The organism is Pseudomonas sp. 32A (assembly GCF_052682255.1).
This window is the reverse complement of the sequence record NZ_JBQYLY010000001.1, coordinates 6,635,292-6,652,530: the sequence shown is the minus strand read 5'-3', so window position 1 is coordinate 6,652,530 and position 17,239 is coordinate 6,635,292. Positions and strand designations below refer to the sequence as shown.

The following is a 17,239-nucleotide window of genomic DNA, read 5'->3' as shown; positions in this document are numbered from 1 at the left end:
AAAAACCCTGACTTTTTTCTGCCAAAACTCAAAAACATAACAAGAGGTTTTGTGATGAAAACAACCGCGCCCGGGCTTATTGAAAAGCCCGCTTTGCAACGCACCCTCAATAACCGACATATCCAACTGATGGCCATGGGCGGTGCAATTGGCACCGGCCTGTTCATGGGCTCGGGCAAGATCATCGCGCTGTCCGGCACCTCGATCATCCTGATCTACATGATCATCGGGCTGTTTGTGTATTTCGTGATGCGCGCCATGGGCGAGCTGCTGTTATCCAACCTGAACTTCAAGAGCTTCGCCGACTTTGCCGGTGCCTATCTGGGGCCGCGTGCCGCGTTTTTTCTCGGCTGGTCGTATTGGCTGAGCTGGAGCGTAGCGGTGGTGGGGGATGCGGTGGTGGTCGGGGGCTTTTTCCAGTACTGGTTTCCGGATGTGCCGGCCTGGATCCCGGCGATCGCCATGCTGCTGACCCTGTTTGCGCTGAATGTGCTGACGGTACGGCTGTTTGGTGAGGTGGAGTTCTGGTTCGCGATCATCAAGATCATCGCCGTGGTGACCTTGATCAGCGTGAGCGCGGTGCTGATTGCCAGCTCGTTTGTTTCGCCCACTGGCGTCACGGCTTCCCTCAACCATTTGCTGGATAAACAGGCGGCGTTTCCCAATGGCTTGTTCGGGTTCTTTGCCGGGTTTCAGATGGCGATCTTTTCGTTTGCCGGCACTGAGTTGATCGGCACGGCGGCGGCGGAAACCCGCTCGCCGGAGAAGACGTTGCCCAAGGCAATCAACTCGATTCCGCTGCGGATCATCCTGTTTTACGTGCTGGCCCTGGCGTGCATCATTGCCGTGACGTCCTGGCAGCAGGTGTCGCCCAGCAAGAGTCCGTTTGTCGAGTTGTTCCTGGTGGCCGGCTTTCCCGCCGCCGCCGGGATTGTGAATTTTGTGGTGCTGACGTCGGCGGCTTCGTCGGCCAACAGCGGGGTGTTTTCCGCCAGTCGGATGTTGTTTGGTTTGGCGGACCTGGGGGATGCACCGGGAATCTTCCGGCGCCTGTCGAAACACAGCGTGCCGTTTATCAGCCTGGCGTTTACCACCTTCCTGATGCTGCTGGGGTTGTTGCTGCTCTTTATTGTCCCGGAAGTGATGACGGCCTTTACCATCGTCTCCACCGTTTCGGCGATCCTGGTGATTTTTACCTGGTCGACCATCCTGGCGTCCTACATTGCCTATCGTAAAAAACGACCGGAGCTGCACGCAAAATCCCTCTACAAAATGCCCGGTGGCGTACCGATGGCCTGGGTTTCACTTGGGTTCATGGCGTTTGTACTTTGCCTGCTGGCGCTGCGCCCAGACACGCGGCTGGCATTGTGCGTGATGCCTGCCTGGTTTGTATGGCTGGCAGTTGCCTACCAGTTTTCCCATGTTCGCAGCCGACTTCAGCCTGATCAGCGCGCGGCGCTCTAACAGTCGTCATACAATTCACTGGCACTCAAGCCTAAAAAAAGGCCGTCTTCTACGGCCTTTTCATGACGGTTTTTTCATCGCTACATGACAAAGATTTCACATTCTGCGCGATCAGCCCCATGCCACAATCCGCAGCGTTTGCAGGGCCGCAACGGTATTCGCTCGAAGGACAGTAAAAAAATAATGTTCACAGGGGCGCAGTAAATGAAACTCTCTACATTAGCTTTGGCTATCACCGCGGCTGTCCTCGCACAACAGGCCTGTGCAGATGACTTTGGGCTTGGTTCACTCGGCACGGGTAACGGTCATAGCGGCTTCCTCGAAGACAGTCACTCGTCGATCAGTTCGCGCACCATGTACTACAACGCCGACGTTCACGCCGGCACCGCGAACGACCTGCGCGAGGCGGCTCAAGTACTGCGTTTCGACTACAAATCCGGCTACACCCAAGGCACCGTAGGCGTTGGGTTCGACGTGATGGCGTTCGGCGCCTTGCGTCTCGACGGTGGTGACGGCCACGCAGCCGGTAATGGCCTGTCGGGTAACGGCAACAGCTTCTTCCCGGTCAAGAACAACGGCACCGAGCCTGCTGACAGTTTCGGTCGCGCAGCCGGCAACGTTAAATTCCGTATTTCCCAGACTGAATTGCACGTAGGCGGTGGCTTGGCGCCGATCCTGCCGATCCTGGTGTCCAACGATAGCCGTGCCGCACCGCAAACATTCGACGGCGGTATCCTGACCTCCAAGGACATTCCTAACGTCACCTTCACCGGTGGCGAGCTGAACAAGGCTGAAGGCCGTGCATCAAGTAACTCCACTGGCCTGAGCGTCGCCGGTGCCACTCGCGACAGCGACAGCTTCCGTTTCGGCGGCGTTGACTACCAGCCGTTTGGTTCTTCTGACAACGTCATCGCTAAAAACCTGACGTTGCAGTACTACTACGCCGACCTGGAAGACTTCTACAAACAGAACTATTTCGGCCTGGTGCACGTACTGCCGCTGGGCAATGACCAATCGTTCAAAACCGACCTGCGCTATTTCGACAGCACCAGCGACGGCAAAAACGGTTCGGCTGGCTACGCGTTCAACAACAACGGTGGCTACGCCAAACACGCCGGCGAAGTCGACAACAAAACCTACAGTGCTGCCTTCACCTACCAGTTGGGTGGCAGCCAGTTGATGCTTGGCCACATTGGCGTGAGCGATGACGGCGGCTTCGTCTGGGTCAATCAGGGCAGCATCGCCGACCCAACCGCACAAGGCGCGGCGGGCTCCGACTTCTACCTGTTCACCGACGCCGTGGTTGGTCAGTTCTCCCGTGCGGGCGAGCAGGTCAATTTCGGTCAGTACCTGTATGACTTCAGAACCCTGGTGCCGGGCCTGAAAGCTTCCGTTGCTTACCTCAACGGCAGCGACATCAAGTCCAAGGTTGCCGGCGGCAGCGATCAGTCGGAACGCGAAACCGATTTCCGTCTGGATTACGTCGTGCAAGCAGGCCCGCTGAAAGGCTTCGGTACCACCTTCCGTACCGGTAGCTACCACGGTCACAACACCGGCACTGCCGACCAGGATCAAACCCGCCTGATCTTCAACTACACCTACGCGCTGTTTTGATCAGTTGCCGGTAAATGCTCTAAAGGAAGGCCGCCCATTGGGTTAATGCCAGTCAGTTAAGCTGACTGGCATTTTTATTTCTGATCGGATACTTCGGTGATTTCAGGCGAATCGCCCGAGGATATACGCGCTCCTCACGTCGATGCGGCAGCACGTAGTGCGGCGCTGAAGCATGAAGCTCTGCCAAATACTTGGGGATGTTCCCGGAACGGTCGGCGCAGACGCTGTTGATAAACCCCAGAATCGCCCAAGTGCAAGCGGTGAAGCTCATTTCGCACGGATAAATGCCAGGACAGTGGCGACTCATTTCCACCATCTGATAACGCAACAAGTTGTAGCCCAACAATACGCCCCACAACTCTTGTTCGATCATCTCTGGCGTCTTGCTGCGCAGCGTATAACTGCTGTTGAGCAGCGTCTGTTTCATCTCTCGAAACCCTAGTTCGATCTCCCATCGCTGGCTGTACAGATCGACGATTTCGTCGGGCGGGAAGCGCAGCGGATCGCTCATCGAGGTCAGGATCTGACACATCTTGCCCTTTACGGTTTTGCTCAGCAGCCGTGCAGTCAGGCGCTCCGGCAGTCCCGGCCATTGCTTGCGCGCCTGCGGCGAGGTGCTCAGCGAAACCACCGCATCTTGACGCCCCAGACGCTGAATGACTTCGTACTGCGCACCTTTGCGCAGCGGCATCAGCCAATGTCGCTCGGTGCCCGCCTGCTGCCACTGATGCAGTAAACCCAAAGAATAAAAACCGCGATCAAACAGCGTCAACGAGTGATCGGGCGTGGTTTCAATCAGCTTTTCCGTCAGTTTCATTTCGTTGCTGCGATAGCCATCAAAAGCACTGCCGATCAGCAAGTGGCTGGTCAATTCCATTTGGCAAACCATGCGCACCTGAGGAAAGCCCGTATCACCATGCTGATTGCTGGCGGAATCGTAACGCGCGCGGTTTTCGGCAGTATCGGGTGTTCGCCAGACGACGCCGTCGACGCCCAATAAACGCAAACCCGCCCACGTTGGGTGATCGGCCGCCTCATGCCAATTTTTCTGAGTCAGATCGAAGACCTGCCTTACCGCTTCGCTGCCCAATCTCTGACGGACCTGGACTACGGCGCTGGGCGCCACCAGCGGACGCTGGCCCGGCAGCATGATGTTCATGCGACTAACCACATCCCATGCCGACATACGCCGGAAGAACGCCATGGAAATCACGCACCACAGCATCATTTCCAGCGGCAAGCGCCGCTTGCGCAGGGTCGCCACACCGGCCTGTTCAAGCGCCTGTTCGACCAAGGAAGGATCGAGCAAGGCATCCAATCCCTCGATGGCGTTGGGGGTAGAGGCGATGTTGTGGGTCAGTTCCAGTGCTCGAGCGAGACGCATAAAAAAATCCGATGCCAGTACGGCATCGGATTTTGATTTCTTGCGGCCAAAGGTCAAGCGAGAAGGCTTAACTGACTGGCATTAGCCCATTGGGTGGCCTTTTTTTGCAACCCGCGATGCGCTGGCAGCGCCAGCGCCAGATAAAAACACCACCCAACGTAGCAGCTGTCGAGCCCAAGCGAGGCTGCGTTTGCGGTGTGTCAGATACACCGCTGACGCAGCCTCGCTTGGGCTCGACAGCTGCTACGGGGGGGGGCGGTTGCGGCGGCGTTTGTTGTGGGCGCTAAGGCGCCAGTCGGGTAAACACGTAATCGTGGTTCTTGACCAACGCCTGATGGCAGGCAAAGCACGTTTCATGCTGCGCCTGGTCCGCTGGCTTGCCGTTGATGAACCGCCCAAAACCCCAGCCTCCCGTCGCCGCATATTTTTTCGAATCCTTGACCATGAACTGCACGGTGGTGGCCGCGCCGGGAATCGACGCGGTCTTGAACTCGGGCGACTGCACATGTTTCCAGGCCAGCTTCGCCAGCACGGTGCCGTCGGGGAAGGGCAGCGTGCCGTCGCGGTAAGCCTTGAGCGCGATCTTGTTGCCCAGCACCACCCGCAGTTCATTCAGTGGGTCGGCTTCCTGGGCCGGTGCGATCAGCTCCCATTGGCGGTAGCCGTCGGGAATGGTCACGCCGTAGATCGGTGATGGCTCACTGGTGGTAGAGCCGCCAAAGGCGAACCCGGTAGCGGTGGCCACCACGGCGGCGGTTGCAGCGACGAGTGCAGCAAGATGCAGGCGCTTCATCACAAGTGATCCGCATCAATCACAGCCTTGGCAAAGGCTTGCGGGGCTTCCTGCGGCAGGTTGTGGCCGATGCCGCCGCTGATCAACCGGTATTCGTATTTGCCGGTGAAGCGCTTGGCGTAGTCTTCCGCGGCCGGATGCGGTGCGCCGTTGGCGTCGCCTTCCAGGGTGATGGTGGGTACGCCGATGGACGGGGCGGTGGCGAGTTTTTGCTCCAGCGCTGCGTATTTCTTTTCGCCCTGCACCAGCCCGAGGCGCCAGCGGTAGTTGAAGATCGACACGGCGACATGGTCGGGGTTGTCCAGGCCTTTGGCGCTGCGGTCGAAGGTGGCGTCGTCAAACGCCCATTTCGGCGAGGCGATCTGCCAGATCAGCTTGGCGAAGTCGTGGGTGTTTTTTGCATAGCCGGCGGCGCCGCGGTCGGTGGCGAAGTAGAACTGGTACCACCATTGCAGCTCGGCCTTGGGCGGCAGCGGGTTCTTGCCGGCAGCCTGGTTGCCGATCAGGTAGCCGCTGACTGACACCAGCGCTTTGACTCGCTCCGGCCATAGCGCGGCGACGATGTCGGCGGTGCGTGCGCCCCAGTCATAGCCACCGAGCACGGCGTGTTTGATTTTCAGTGCATCCATGAAGTCGATCAGGTCGACCGCGAGTGCGGCGGGCTGGCCGTTGCGCAGGGTCTTTGCCGACAGGAAATGTGTGTCGCCGTAGCCGCGGGCGTAGGGCACCAGTACCCGGTAACCTTGGGCGGCCAGCAGCGGCGCTACTTCGGAGTAGCTGTCAATGTCGTAGGGCCAGCCATGCAGCAGGATCACCACCGGGCCCTCCGCCGGGCCGACTTCGGCGTAGGCCACGTCCAGCAAGCCCGCCTTCACATGCTTCAACGGGCCAAGCGTGGTGTGGGCACTGGCACTGGCAACTGCAGGCGCTTGTGTGTCTTGTGCATTGGCTACGCCGAAGGCACCGAACTGCAACAGCGTAAGGGCCAGCAGCGACGCGCCCATCAGGCGGCGGGGCTTGAAACCGGGTGAGGTGTTCAACTGTGGGTGCATGGTGAGTCTCCAGCGGCGGGTTGTGTGCCTGGCTCACAGTTGAACGCAGTGGTGTATCCGGCCTGTTTCGAGAAAACCATCGGGTTAAACGTTTTGTATCGCAGGGTGGTCTGGACACACTGCGATACATTGTTCAGAGAGGCCGGGTCGCCCTGTACACCAGGCTCGGCGCTTGCCCGGGCACATCGTCCAACTCATCGATGCGTTGCATGCCGATTTTTTCCAGCACGTTGATCGACGCCTGATGCGCCGGGCGCACCACGCCGTAGACCTCTGGCTGATCCAGCTGCACAAAACCAAATTGCAACGCGGCCCTGGCAAGCTCTGTTGCATAACCCTGGCCCCAGGCGCTGACGGCGAAGCGGTAACCCAGGTTGATCCGCTCAACCTCGTTGTAGTGGTACAGCGTAATGCCCCCAAAGCCGATCACGTGTTGCGGCGCCTCTTGGGTCACGATTGCCCATTGGCCAAAGCCATGTTCTGCCCAGTGTTCCAGCCAGCGATCCAGCACGGCTTTTGCTTGATCCAGGTCCGTGAGGGGACCTGCCGGGTTGTAGCGGTTGGTCTCGGGATCGCCATAAATGGCGAATACACTGGCCGCGTCGTCGACCGTTGGGGGCCTTAGCATCAATCGTTGGGTGGTTATCGGTTGTTTAGGCATGGATGGGCTCTGATCCTGGGGGCGAGAGAGAAGGTGTTCACCTATATTTATCCTGCTTTCGGCGCTCTAGCACGCTTGATTCAGTTGTTAGGGGTACTGGCAGGATGCCACAATGGCACTTTGTCGCGGCAGTAAGATCAGGCGGACCCAATGAATGGCCTTGAACGTGGGCAGGACCAGGATTGCTTCATCGAGGAGCAGGTACGAACCGATCGCTTGCACCAGCTGTTTCGCCAATCATTTTCGGCAGTGTTCGGCAGTTATATGGCGGCCGCCATGCTCTGCTGGCTGTGCTGGGAACGTTTCGACCACTCGGTAATGCTGGTCTGGCTGGTGGTGCTGGCGGGCACGTCGCTGCTGCGAGTGTCGATGTTCATGGCCTGGTTTCGCTGCCCCAACAGTGATCGCACCCCCGCACGCTGGGAACGGCGTTACTGGGTGACGCTGATGTTGTCAGCCGGAGTCTGGGGGATCGGTGCATTCGCGCTGATGCCCACCGACGACCGACTCTCCCAGGCCCTGGTGATGTTGTTCACCGTGGGCATGTCGGTCAGCGCCGTCTCGTGTTACTCGGCCTATCGCTACATGACCCTGGTTTCCATGGGCCTGGTCTTGCTGCCATGCACCCTGTGGCTGCTGTTTCAACCCTCCTCGATGCAAGTCGGCATGGCGCTGGCGGTGCTGGTGTTCTCCTCGTTTGTTGGCGGCGCCACGCGCAAGCTGTCGGATGCCCTGGAGAAAGCCTTTCGCCTGACCCGGCAAATGGAACGTGCCCACAATATTTCCACCCGCGCCGCACAAACCGACGAACTCACCGGCCTGATGAACCGCCGGGCGTTCTTCGAGCACGCGCAGTTGCTCTACGAACAGTGTCGGCACAACCAGCAGCCGTTGTGCGCGCTGATGATGGACATGGACCACTTCAAAAACATCAACGACACCTACGGCCACCAGGCCGGGGACCAGGTGCTGCGGCAGATCGGCGGGGTGATCAGCGCGTCGTTTCGCCAGGCCGATGTCTACGGGCGGTTGGGCGGCGAGGAGTTTGCGGTGCTGCTGCCGGATACGTCGCTGGAGACCGGGCGGCACATTGCCGAGCAGTTGATCAAGGCCATCGCGGGGCTGGCCAGCGAGCCGGTCCATGGGTTGACCGCGAGCCTCGGCGTGGCCTGGGCCCGGGCGGTGGACCAGGACCTGCACGGCTTGATGAACACCGCAGACAAGGCGCTGTACCGCGCCAAGGCCCTCGGGCGCAACCAGGTGGCCGTGGCGGAATAGGCCTCAGCCCTTGAGCAATGCCTTGGCCAGTACCTGTGAGATTTGGTCGGCGGAGTAGGGCTTGGGCAGGAACGCCAGGCCTTCGTAGCCGCTTTCTGCCAGTTCCTCGCTGTAGCCCGAGGTCAGCACCACCGGCAAGTCAGGCCTGCGCCGGCGCAATTCCTTGGCCAGCGCCACGCCGGTAATGCCGGGCATCACCACATCGGAAAACACCGCATCGAATCCCTTCACCTCTGCACCGGCCAGCTCCAGGGCCTGTTCGGCATTGGTCGCCCAGGTGGTCTGGTAGCCCAGATCCTGGAGGATCTGATTGGCAAAACGGCCCACTTCCAGGTTGTCTTCCACCACCAGAATATGGCGTTGGGCGCAGTCCGCGATCAGGCCACACCGCTCGGGTGCGCAGCGCTCTAAGCCCTCTTCGGGCACCACTTGCGGCAGGTACAGGGTAAACACCGTGCCTTGGTCGACCTGGCTGGCCACGTCGACGTTACCGCCTGACTGCTTGGCGAAGCCGAACACCTGGGACAGCCCAAGGCCGGTGCCCTTGCCGACTTCCTTGGTGGTGAAAAAGGGTTCGAAGATGCGCTCGAACGTCTCACCGGGAATCCCGCTGCCGGTGTCGGTGAGGGAGATCGCAATAAACGCCTGCCGTGAGCCGGCGTCACCGCGGATGCTCGGCAGTGCCTGCTCGGCATCCAGGCGCAGGGTCAGGGTGCCTTGGCCGCTCATGGCGTCCCGGGCGTTGAGGGCGATATTGATCAGTGCGGTTTCAAACTGGCTGGAGTCGGCGCGGATATAACACGGCTGACCGGGCAGTTCGACTCGCACCTGAATCCGCGCGCCAGTGACCGTCTCGAGCATCTCGCCGATGTTCTTGACCCGCTGGGCCGCATCGAACACTTCCGGGTTGAGCGGCTGGCGGCGGGCGAACGCGAGCAGCTGGCTGGTCAATTTACCTGCTCGCTCCACGGTATCGGTAACGGCGCTCATGTAGCGCTGGCGACGTTCTTCGGACAGGCTCGGCAGGCGCAGGAAGTCCACGGATGAACGAATGATGGTCAGCAGGTTGTTGAAGTCATGGGCCACGCCACCGGTCAACTGGCCGATGGCTTCGAGCTTTTGCGATTGGCGCAATGCGGCTTCGGTCTGGATCAGCAGGGTGGTTCTTTCATTGACGCGCTGCTCCAGGCTCGCATTCAACTCGGTCAATCGCCGGGACAGGACAACGTTAGCGGTGGTTTCGGTGACGGTGTCGAGCATGCCGACAACCTTGCCATGCACGTCACGAATCGGGCTGTAGCAGAAGGTGAAGTACGCCTGCTCCGGCGCGCCGCCGCGTTCGACGATCAATGGGAAGTTTTCGATAAAGGTGGCTTCACCCGCGAAGGCTGCGTCGGCGATTGGGCTGATTTGGGGCCAGGCTTCCTGCCAGATCTGGCTGAAAGGCCGCCCGAGTGCATCAGGCTTGTTGCCAAGAATCGGGATAAACCCGTCGTTGTACAGTGTGATCAGCGAAGGCCCCCAGACGATCGCTTGAGGGAAACTGGAGGCAAGGCATAGCGCGACGGTGGTCTTCAATACGTCTGGCCATTGGTCCAGCGGCCCCAGCGGGGTATTGGCCCAATCGTGATGCCGGACCCGTTCGGCCATTTCGCCGCCGCCTTGCAGCCAGTTTGTCATTCGGTGAACGCCTTCTTTGCCACGGTTTGCTGAGTAGGGATGCCAAGCAACAGACACCCCTGGACCCAGCCAGTTCAGCGGGATTATCCACTAGATGGCACTTTAATGCCTGCGCTGGAGAATGACCCGCCAAACCGCCTTCAGACCACGCTGATCGCAACCTCGATATTGCCGCGAGTGGCCTTGGAATACGGGCACGTCTGATGGGCAAGGTCCACCAGTGCCTGAGCGGCCGAGTGTTCAATACCCGGCAGGCTGACCCGCAGGCGCGCTTGCAGGTAATAGCCGTTTTCCGGGCTGTTCACCAGGTCCACTTCGGCGCTCACCGCAGTGTCGGCCGGCAGGCGGATTTGCAGGGTTTGAGCGGCCTTGCCCATCGCGCCGATAAAGCAGGCAGACCAGCCGGCGCCAAACAGTTGCTCGGGGTTGGTGCCGGCCGCCTTGGAACCCGGGGGCGACAGCTTGATGTCCAGTTGCAGGTCATCGCTGTGGGACGCGCCTTCACGGCCGCCAGTGGTGTGGGTTCTGCCGGTGTAGAGCACGGTGCTGTTCTGGGACATGACGGTTTCCTTGTGAGTGGCCCGGGGTGGGCCGGTGTGCACAGGAAACCGTGTTGGCGTATCCGCAATGTGTCATCGCCAGTGGGGCCGCGTCTCGCAGTGTGTCGCCTCGGCGCAAAGATACGTTGGGATACAAAACGCTACTGCTGCACCCCAAACAACCCCGTCCAGTAGATGCCGGCATCACTTTTCGGGTCCATGGCATAGGCGGCGCCCATTTCGCGGAACTGCGGGTTCATCAGGTTGGCGCAATGCCCGGGACTGGCAAGCCAGCCGTCGACCACCTTGCGCGGGGTGTCCATGCCGGCGGCGATGTTCTCGCCGATCTGCTGGCCGATGTAGCCCGCCAGTTCAGCCCGGTCCCCCGGCGTGCGGCCGTCGTGGTCGAGGTGATCGAAGAAGTTGCCGTTGGCCATGTTGCGGGCGTGGCCGGCGGCGGCGTTGGCGAGTGCCTCGTTCCAGCTCAGCGGCGTGGTGGCGGCAAAGGCCTGGCCGCCACATTGGTGGGGTTGCTGGCGGGCGGCGTTGATGAGGTCGAGGACCTTTTTGCCTTCGGTCTGGCTCTCGCCCAGGCCGCTGGTCAACAGCGGACGGGCCAGCACAATGCGCCAGTCCTGGCCGCTGTTGCTCACCCCGATATCAATGAATTGCGGGTCGAGCACCACCCGGCAAAAACTTTCGCGCACGGCTTTCATCGCGGCTTCGGCGTTCTTGGGCCCCGACAGGCTGATGGCCTGGACGTTGACCATCGGGTACGCCGCCCGCGCCAATGCCTGCTGCAGGTCGCCGACGCTGTTGACCGGCAACACCAGCCGCGTGTCGCTGGCCAGCGGCGGCAACTCCTGGGAACCCTGAGTGCCGCAGCGCTGAACCTGGCTGCGGTATTGATTGATCGAGTCGATCAACAGGCTTTCTTCACCCGCCTGCGCCTGGGCGCTAAACACCAGACTGGCGGCCAGCGTCGTAAGACCCATCATCAATGACAGAACGCGCATGGACGTTTCCCTTGAGCTTGAAAGTGCCCATGATGCGCGATGAAGGGGCATCCATGCACCCGTTGGTCCGAACTTTTTGCCTCAGTTCTTGAATGCCGAGTGTTTACGGCCCTGATCGCACAGGGCGAACACCACCACCAGCAGCGATGAGATGGCGAGGATTATCACAACGCCATCAGTGGAGTGGGTGGCCGACGCCGCGACCATCGACAACGCCCCTAATGGCGCGAGGCCACCTGCGATCGCGGTGCCGATTTCGCGCCCGGTGCCAAAGCCTGAAGAGCGGGTCTGGGTCGGGAACTGCCGGCTCAGGAACGAACCCTGGGGCGCGAACATCATCGGGGCGAGGATGCCGGTGCCCACGCCGATGGCAATGTAGATCATCAGGCTTTCACCGGTGTTGAGCAGCGCGAGGAACGGGTAGGCAAACAGCAGCGACAGCAGGCCACCGAGCATCAGCACGGTCTTGCTGCTCCACTTGTCGCACAGCCAGCCGAAGCACGGCACGGCGACGATGGCGATCAGGCTGGCGATGGTCACCGACAGCGACGTCACGTGCACATCAACGCCCTTGAACTGGGTCAGGTACGCCAGGGAAAAAGTCTTGAAGATGTAGCTCAGGGCGTTGTAGCCAATCGCCACGAAGAACACCACGGCCAAACCCTTGAGGTCGTTCTTGAACAGCGCCTTGAGCGGCGAGGCCTTGGCCTTCGCGGTTTCCTTGCTCAGTTCTTTGAACTCCGGAGTTTCCGGGATGCTGTTGCGCACCCACAGGCCCACACCCACCAGCGCGATGCTGCAAATGAACGGGATCCGCCAGCCGCCGGCCAGCAGGAACTCGTTGCCGTTGATGGTCAGCAGGTACACGGTCAGCGACGACAGCAGCAAACCCAGGTTCAGCCCCAGCGCCGGCCATGCACCCTGGCTGCCGCGCTTGCCTTCCGAGGCGTGCTCGTAGGAAGTGACCGCCGCGCCGGACAATTCGGCCCCGGCGCCCAGGCCCTGGATGATGCGGATAAACACCAGCACGATCGGCGCCCAGATGCCGATGGAGGCGTAGCTGGGGATCAGGCCGATCAGCGTGGTGCACACGCCCATCATGCAGAAGGTCAGCACCAGCACTTGTTTACGCCCGAACTTGTCGCCCAGGTAGCCGAACAGAATGCCGCCGAACGGGCGGGCGATAAAACCGATGGCAAAGGTGGAAAACGCCATCAGCGTGGCGGCTTTCGGGTCGCTGTTATCGAAGAAAATCTTCGAGAACACAATCGCCGCCATGGTGGCGTACAGGTAAAAGTCATACCACTCCAGCATCGAGCCGAAGATCGTCGCGGCCGCGACTTTGCGCAGGCGTTTCTGGGTTTGCTCGGGGGTTTCAACGTCCGGGGTGCGGGCTGTTGCCGTCATTCTGTACTTCCTTATGAGTCATTATATTTATTGTCAAAGTGACGCGTGATGCAGGGTGTCAGTCGGGCTTGAACATGCGGTCGGCGATCATCGCGCCGATGGGAATTGCAGAGGTGGCAGCGGGTGAGGGCGCGTTGCACACGTGGAGCATTCGCGGGGTCTGGGCGAACAGGAAGTCGTGCACCAGGGTGCCGTCGCGCATCACGGCCTGGGCGCGGATGCCGGCTTCATAGGGCAGCAGGTCTTCGATGTTGAGCGAAGGGCAGTACTTGCGGCACTGCTCCAGGTAGCCGGACTTGAACAGCGAGTTCTTCATCTCGACGCTGCCGGAACCGAGGTTCTGCCAGAGGGTTTTCCAGAAGCCCGGGAAGCTCGCGTACTGCGCCACATCGCGCCAGTTCACCGAGAACTTGCGGTAGTTTTCGCGGCCCAGGCCGAGTACGGCATTCGGGCCGACGGTGACGCTGCCGTCGATCATGCGGGTCAGGTGCACGCCGAGGAACGGCAACTCCGGATCAGGAATCGGGTAGATCAGGTGGTTGACGATGTTGTTCTTCGATTCCGGCAGGCGGAAATATTCGCCGCGAAACGGGATGATCTGGTGGTCGATCTTGACCCCGGCCATTACCGCCAGACGGTCCGATTGCAAACCTGCACACACCACCAGGTGCTTGGCCTGCCAGCTTTCGCCACGGGTGTTGACGGTGACTTTGTCAGTGTCCTCGACGATCGAGGTCACGGTGCGCTCCAGGCAGATTTCCCCGCCGGCGCGGCGAATCACCCGGGCCATGGTTTCGCAGACTTCGCGGTAATCGACAATGCCGGTGGCGTCGAGAAACAACCCGCCCAGCCCGACGATATTCGGTTCGCGCTGGCGCAACTGGTCGGCGTCCAGGCGTTCGACCTTCATCCCGTTAAGCTGCGAGCGGGCGTAAAGCGCTTCCATCCGCTGCACCTCCAGCGGGGTCGAGGCCACCAGCAACTTGCCGCACACCTCGAACTTGATCCCGTGCTCAGCGCAGAACTGCTTGGTGGCTTCGGCGCCGCGTTTGCACAAGTCGGCCTTGAGACTGCCCGGCGCGTAGTAGATGCCGGCATGGATCACGCCGCTGTTATGGCCGGTCTGGTGCTTGGCCAGCAGGCTTTCCTTTTCCAGGATTACCAGGGAGGCGTTCGGCTGACGCTTGAGCAACTCCATTGCGGTGGCCAAACCGACGATGCCGCCGCCGATGATGCAAAAGTCATAAATCATTGTTTTAGGTACCTACGCATTTCAGTCTGCTTATCAGGTTGTCAGACTAATGATTTTGTTAAAAAAACAGCGCGCCCGACGGCACGCTTCCAAAGGGTCTGGATCGGTTAATTGATAGCGGGCAGTTCCAGATGCAGGCGCCGTGCTGCGGCGCGCAAGTGGGCTTCGGCACAGGCAGCGGCGCCTTGGGCGTCACCGTCAACGATGGCCTGGTACAGCGCGGTGTGTTCCTGGGTGGCGTCGGCTGAACCACTGACAAAACGGGTGGCAGAGTTTTCCCAGGCGGTCTTGCGCGCACTGGCCAGCTGGCTGCGGAGGAAGTCATGGAAGGCCACGAAATAGTCGTTCTTGCTGGCCTCGGCGATGGCGCGGTGGAATTCCACATCGGCCAGGGCGGCGGCTTCGAAGTCGGCGCGTTTGTCGTGCATTTCCTGCAGGGCGGTCTTCATGCGGTGCAGGTCAGCGGCATCACGGCGCTGGGCGGCAATCGAGGCGGCCTGGGTTTCGATCCACAGGCGTACTTCGAACATCTGCGCCAGGTCCGGACGGCGGCCGTTCTTTTCCGGGAAACGGAACACGGTGCCCGCCGGGGTCTGGGAAATAAATGAGCCCAGGCCACGCCGCGCAGTCAATACGCCGTCGGCCTTGAGCTGGGCAATCGCTTCACGCACCACTGAGCGGCTGACGTTGAGTCGTTCAGCCAGTTGCTGTTCGGTGGGCAGGCGCGCTTCGGGCGCCAGTTGGCCGGAATCGATTTCTGCACGAATGGCGCTGACAACGCGCATAACGAGCGAATCAGGGCGCTGGAGCTCAAGCATGGGAAAACCTTGGTAATCAGGTTGTCAGACAATAGTCGTTACGATTTTACCTTGTCAAGACAGCTGTTAAGCGGAACAGGGCGCGTAGGGCCAGGAAAAGACCTACACCAATCAGTGCCAATGCCACGCCGAACGTGGCTTGCATCCCACTTCCCACGTCGGCGGGAGTGGCCGTGGCGAGGTCACCTGAAACCCGCGCAAAGACCGCACCCAATGCCGAGGCGCCCGCGATCAGCCCCACATTGCGCGACAGGTTGAGCAAGCCGGCGACTACGCCACGGCGGTCTGGCAGTACGTCGCTCATCACCGCGGTGTTGTTGGCGGCCTGAAACTGGGCGTAGCCGAGGGTGAGGATGATCAGCGGGCCGATGTAGCCGGCAATCCCGAGGTTCGGTGGCGTCAGTGCGAGTAACAGGCAGCCGGCCAGCATCGCCAGCAGCCCGGCAATCGTCATCGGGCCGCTGCCGAAACGGTCGGTCAAACGCCCGGCAGGTATGCCCGTCAATGCTGAAACGCAGGGCCCGACTGCCATGGTCAGGCCCATCCAGGCGGGGTCGAGGCCCGCACCGTGGGTCAGGTAGAAGGGCCCGACGACGAGTGTCGCCATCATCACCGCCGACACCAGGGCGCTCATGGCCAGGCCGGCGCTCAGGGTCGACTCCCGTAGCGTCGACAAGAAACTGAACCCGGATTGCGCGGGCTGCTGCCCATCGCGGTCGACGCGCAGATAACGCCGGGCGAGGGCAAAGGTCAGCAACCCCAGCGGCACGGTGATGAAGAACAGCGCGCGCCAGCCAAACCCGGCGATCAACATCCCGCCAAGGCTTGGCCCCAGCGCGGTGCCCATGGCCGACATCGTGCCGAGCAAACCCATGGTGCGGCCGGTACGCTCCTTGGCGACGGTCTCGCCCACCAGCGCCATGGTCATGGCCATCATGATCGCCGCGCCCAGGCCTTGCACGGCACGCGCCGCAATCAACAGCCCAAGGGACGGGGCCACGCCGCACAGGGCCGAGGCCACGGTGAAGAGCAGTAACCCCGCCAGTAGCAAACGGCTGCGTCCCATCAGGTCGCCCAGTCGCCCGACGCTGACGATCACGGCGGTGATTGCCAGCAAGTACGCAAGCACCACCCACTGCGCCGCTTGAAAGGATGCGTCAAACGCCTGCACCAGGCTTGGCAGGCCGACGTTGGCGATGCTGGTGCCCAAAGACGCCAGCAACATGGACAGTGACAGGGCGGCGAGGGCGCCACGGGGTGCAGGTGATTTCATCAAGAGGCTCCAGGGTTTGACCGCTGTCGGAAATCTACGCCGTCACCTAACATGGCGGAAGGCGCAGCATTTGCACTTTATACGTGCGCCAAACGCCCTGTGAGGTTTGCCGTGTCGACACCTGATTTCAATCTGCTGGTCACCCTGGATGTATTGCTCGCCGAAGGCAGCGTCGCCCGTGCCGCTCAACGCTTGCGCCTGAGCCCGTCGGCGATGAGCCGGGCCTTGGCTCGACTGCGGGAAACCACGGGCGATCCGTTACTGGTGCGTGCCGGGCGTGGCCTGGTACCAACGCCGCGGGCGTTGGTGTTGCGCGAACAGGTCAGTCAGTTGGTGCAGGACGCCGAAGCGGTGTTGCGACCCGCTGCGACGCTGGACTTGAGCCAGCTGGTACGCACCTTCACCTTGCGCACCAGCGACGGGTTTGTTGAAAACTTCGGCCCGGCGCTGTTGGCGCGGGTCGCCCGGGAAGCGCCTGGCGTGCTGTTGCGCTTCGTGCACAAGCCGGACAAAGGCAGTACGCCGCTGCGCGACGGCAGCGTCGACCTGGAAACCGGCGTGGTCGACAGCAGCGCCAGCCCTGAAGTGCTGACCCAAGCGCTGTTCCGCGACCGGTTTATCGGCGTGGTGCGCAAAGGGCACCCCCTGAGTCAGGGCGAAGTCACACCGCAACGCTTCGCCGAAGGCCAGCACATCTACGTGTCCCGGCGCGGCCGTGATCAGGGCCAGATCCATCAGGCCCTTGAAGCGCTCGGGCTGACCCGGGACGTGGTGACCATCGTCGCCGGCTTCTCCACCGCCCTGGCACTGGCCCGCAGCACCGACCTGATCGCCAGCGTACCGGAGCGCCATACCGCCAACCTGCACAGCGACCTCTACCGCTTTGCGCTGCCGTTCGCCTTCCCGGACTTCACCGTATCGATGCTCTGGCACCCGCGCCTGGACGCCGACCTGGCCCATCGCTGGCTGCGCGGTTGCCTGCGGGAGGTGTGTGCGCAATGAGCCGAG

Annotated in this window: 15 protein-coding genes; 4 read left to right on the top strand and 11 right to left on the bottom strand. The window is 61.2% G+C overall.

Features of this window, described 5'->3' with window-relative positions:
* The first annotated feature begins 54 nt into the window (after window positions 1-54).
* A complete protein-coding gene (locus ACUN0G_RS30455) occupies window positions 55-1,464 on the top strand; it encodes an amino acid permease (RefSeq protein ID WP_445575187.1) in 1,410 nt (469 codons plus the stop codon).
* 204 nt (window positions 1,465-1,668) lie between these two features.
* Window positions 1,669-3,078: an OprD family porin gene (locus ACUN0G_RS30450; RefSeq protein ID WP_258345421.1), complete on the top strand. Its 1,410-nt coding sequence runs from the start codon at window positions 1,669-1,671 to the stop codon at window positions 3,076-3,078.
* Between the two features lie 52 nt (window positions 3,079-3,130).
* Here ACUN0G_RS30450 and ACUN0G_RS30445 read toward each other — a convergent pair whose 3' ends face one another.
* From ACUN0G_RS30445 to ACUN0G_RS30430, 4 genes are all read right to left on the bottom strand, one after another.
* The gene (locus ACUN0G_RS30445) at window positions 3,131-4,462 is read right to left on the bottom strand and encodes an IS4 family transposase (protein WP_445575615.1); all 1,332 of its coding nucleotides are present in this window, start codon (window positions 4,460-4,462) and stop codon (window positions 3,131-3,133) included.
* A gap of 283 nt (window positions 4,463-4,745) precedes the next feature.
* The gene (locus tag ACUN0G_RS30440; RefSeq protein WP_258345422.1) at window positions 4,746-5,255 is read right to left on the bottom strand and encodes a cytochrome P460 family protein; all 510 of its coding nucleotides are present in this window, start codon (window positions 5,253-5,255) and stop codon (window positions 4,746-4,748) included.
* Window positions 5,255-6,307, bottom strand: coding sequence for an alpha/beta fold hydrolase (locus tag ACUN0G_RS30435; protein WP_258345423.1), 1,053 nt, complete (start codon window positions 6,305-6,307; stop codon window positions 5,255-5,257). The genes ACUN0G_RS30440 and ACUN0G_RS30435 overlap by 1 nt, the downstream gene beginning before the upstream one ends.
* A 133-nt stretch (window positions 6,308-6,440) precedes the next feature.
* Window positions 6,441-6,968, bottom strand: coding sequence for a GNAT family N-acetyltransferase (locus tag ACUN0G_RS30430; RefSeq protein ID WP_445575186.1), 528 nt, complete (start codon window positions 6,966-6,968; stop codon window positions 6,441-6,443).
* 150 nt (window positions 6,969-7,118) lie between these two features.
* On the opposite strand from ACUN0G_RS30430, the gene ACUN0G_RS30425 reads away from it, so the two are divergent.
* Entirely contained in the window at window positions 7,119-8,246 is a 1,128-nt protein-coding gene (locus tag ACUN0G_RS30425) for a GGDEF domain-containing protein (protein ID WP_421552894.1), read from the top strand.
* A 3-nt stretch (window positions 8,247-8,249) separates the two neighbouring features.
* Here ACUN0G_RS30425 and ACUN0G_RS30420 read toward each other — a convergent pair whose 3' ends face one another.
* From ACUN0G_RS30420 to ACUN0G_RS30390, 7 genes are all read right to left on the bottom strand, one after another.
* Window positions 8,250-9,926, bottom strand: a complete 1,677-nt coding sequence (locus ACUN0G_RS30420; RefSeq protein WP_445575185.1) for an ATP-binding protein — start codon at window positions 9,924-9,926, stop codon at window positions 8,250-8,252.
* A 140-nt stretch (window positions 9,927-10,066) separates the two neighbouring features.
* Entirely contained in the window at window positions 10,067-10,486 is a 420-nt protein-coding gene (locus tag ACUN0G_RS30415) for an organic hydroperoxide resistance protein (RefSeq protein ID WP_445575184.1), read from the bottom strand.
* A 140-nt stretch (window positions 10,487-10,626) separates the two neighbouring features.
* A complete protein-coding gene (locus ACUN0G_RS30410; RefSeq protein WP_258345430.1) occupies window positions 10,627-11,481 on the bottom strand; it encodes a CAP domain-containing protein in 855 nt (284 codons plus the stop codon).
* A gap of 81 nt (window positions 11,482-11,562) precedes the next feature.
* Entirely contained in the window at window positions 11,563-12,888 is a 1,326-nt protein-coding gene (locus tag ACUN0G_RS30405) for an MFS transporter (RefSeq protein WP_330565599.1), read from the bottom strand.
* 58 nt (window positions 12,889-12,946) lie between these two features.
* Complete coding sequence (lhgO, locus tag ACUN0G_RS30400) at window positions 12,947-14,140, bottom strand: L-2-hydroxyglutarate oxidase (RefSeq protein ID WP_445575183.1); 1,194 nt, start codon at window positions 14,138-14,140, stop codon at window positions 12,947-12,949.
* A gap of 107 nt (window positions 14,141-14,247) precedes the next feature.
* Complete coding sequence (locus ACUN0G_RS30395) at window positions 14,248-14,958, bottom strand: FadR/GntR family transcriptional regulator (protein WP_445575182.1); 711 nt, start codon at window positions 14,956-14,958, stop codon at window positions 14,248-14,250.
* Window positions 14,959-15,004: 46 nt separating this feature from the next.
* Window positions 15,005-16,231 carry an MFS transporter gene (locus ACUN0G_RS30390; protein ID WP_445575181.1) on the bottom strand — a complete coding sequence of 409 codons (1,227 nt, stop codon included), beginning with the start codon at window positions 16,229-16,231 and terminating at the stop codon, window positions 15,005-15,007.
* Window positions 16,232-16,342: 111 nt separating this feature from the next.
* On the opposite strand from ACUN0G_RS30390, the gene ACUN0G_RS30385 reads away from it, so the two are divergent.
* Window positions 16,343-17,233: a LysR family transcriptional regulator gene (locus ACUN0G_RS30385; RefSeq protein ID WP_445575180.1), complete on the top strand. Its 891-nt coding sequence runs from the start codon at window positions 16,343-16,345 to the stop codon at window positions 17,231-17,233.
* The last annotated feature ends 6 nt before the right edge of the window (window positions 17,234-17,239 follow it).

Coding starts and splice junctions, on each gene's coding strand:
- ACUN0G_RS30445 (WP_445575615.1), bottom strand. CDS start 4,462: ATGCGTCTCGCTCGAGCACTGGAACTGACCCACAACATCGCCTCTACC.
- ACUN0G_RS30455 (WP_445575187.1), top strand. CDS start 55: ATGAAAACAACCGCGCCCGGGCTTATTGAAAAGCCCGCTTTGCAACGC.
- ACUN0G_RS30420 (WP_445575185.1), bottom strand. CDS start 9,926: ATGACAAACTGGCTGCAAGGCGGCGGCGAAATGGCCGAACGGGTCCGG.
- ACUN0G_RS30405 (WP_330565599.1), bottom strand. CDS start 12,888: ATGACGGCAACAGCCCGCACCCCGGACGTTGAAACCCCCGAGCAAACC.
- ACUN0G_RS30390 (WP_445575181.1), bottom strand. CDS start 16,231: ATGAAATCACCTGCACCCCGTGGCGCCCTCGCCGCCCTGTCACTGTCC.
- ACUN0G_RS30440 (WP_258345422.1), bottom strand. CDS start 5,255: ATGAAGCGCCTGCATCTTGCTGCACTCGTCGCTGCAACCGCCGCCGTG.
- ACUN0G_RS30395 (WP_445575182.1), bottom strand. CDS start 14,958: ATGCTTGAGCTCCAGCGCCCTGATTCGCTCGTTATGCGCGTTGTCAGC.
- ACUN0G_RS30425 (WP_421552894.1), top strand. CDS start 7,119: ATGAATGGCCTTGAACGTGGGCAGGACCAGGATTGCTTCATCGAGGAG.
- ACUN0G_RS30410 (WP_258345430.1), bottom strand. CDS start 11,481: ATGCGCGTTCTGTCATTGATGATGGGTCTTACGACGCTGGCCGCCAGT.
- ACUN0G_RS30415 (WP_445575184.1), bottom strand. CDS start 10,486: ATGTCCCAGAACAGCACCGTGCTCTACACCGGCAGAACCCACACCACT.
- ACUN0G_RS30450 (WP_258345421.1), top strand. CDS start 1,669: ATGAAACTCTCTACATTAGCTTTGGCTATCACCGCGGCTGTCCTCGCA.
- ACUN0G_RS30435 (WP_258345423.1), bottom strand. CDS start 6,307: ATGCACCCACAGTTGAACACCTCACCCGGTTTCAAGCCCCGCCGCCTG.
- lhgO (WP_445575183.1), bottom strand. CDS start 14,140: ATGATTTATGACTTTTGCATCATCGGCGGCGGCATCGTCGGTTTGGCC.
- ACUN0G_RS30430 (WP_445575186.1), bottom strand. CDS start 6,968: ATGCCTAAACAACCGATAACCACCCAACGATTGATGCTAAGGCCCCCA.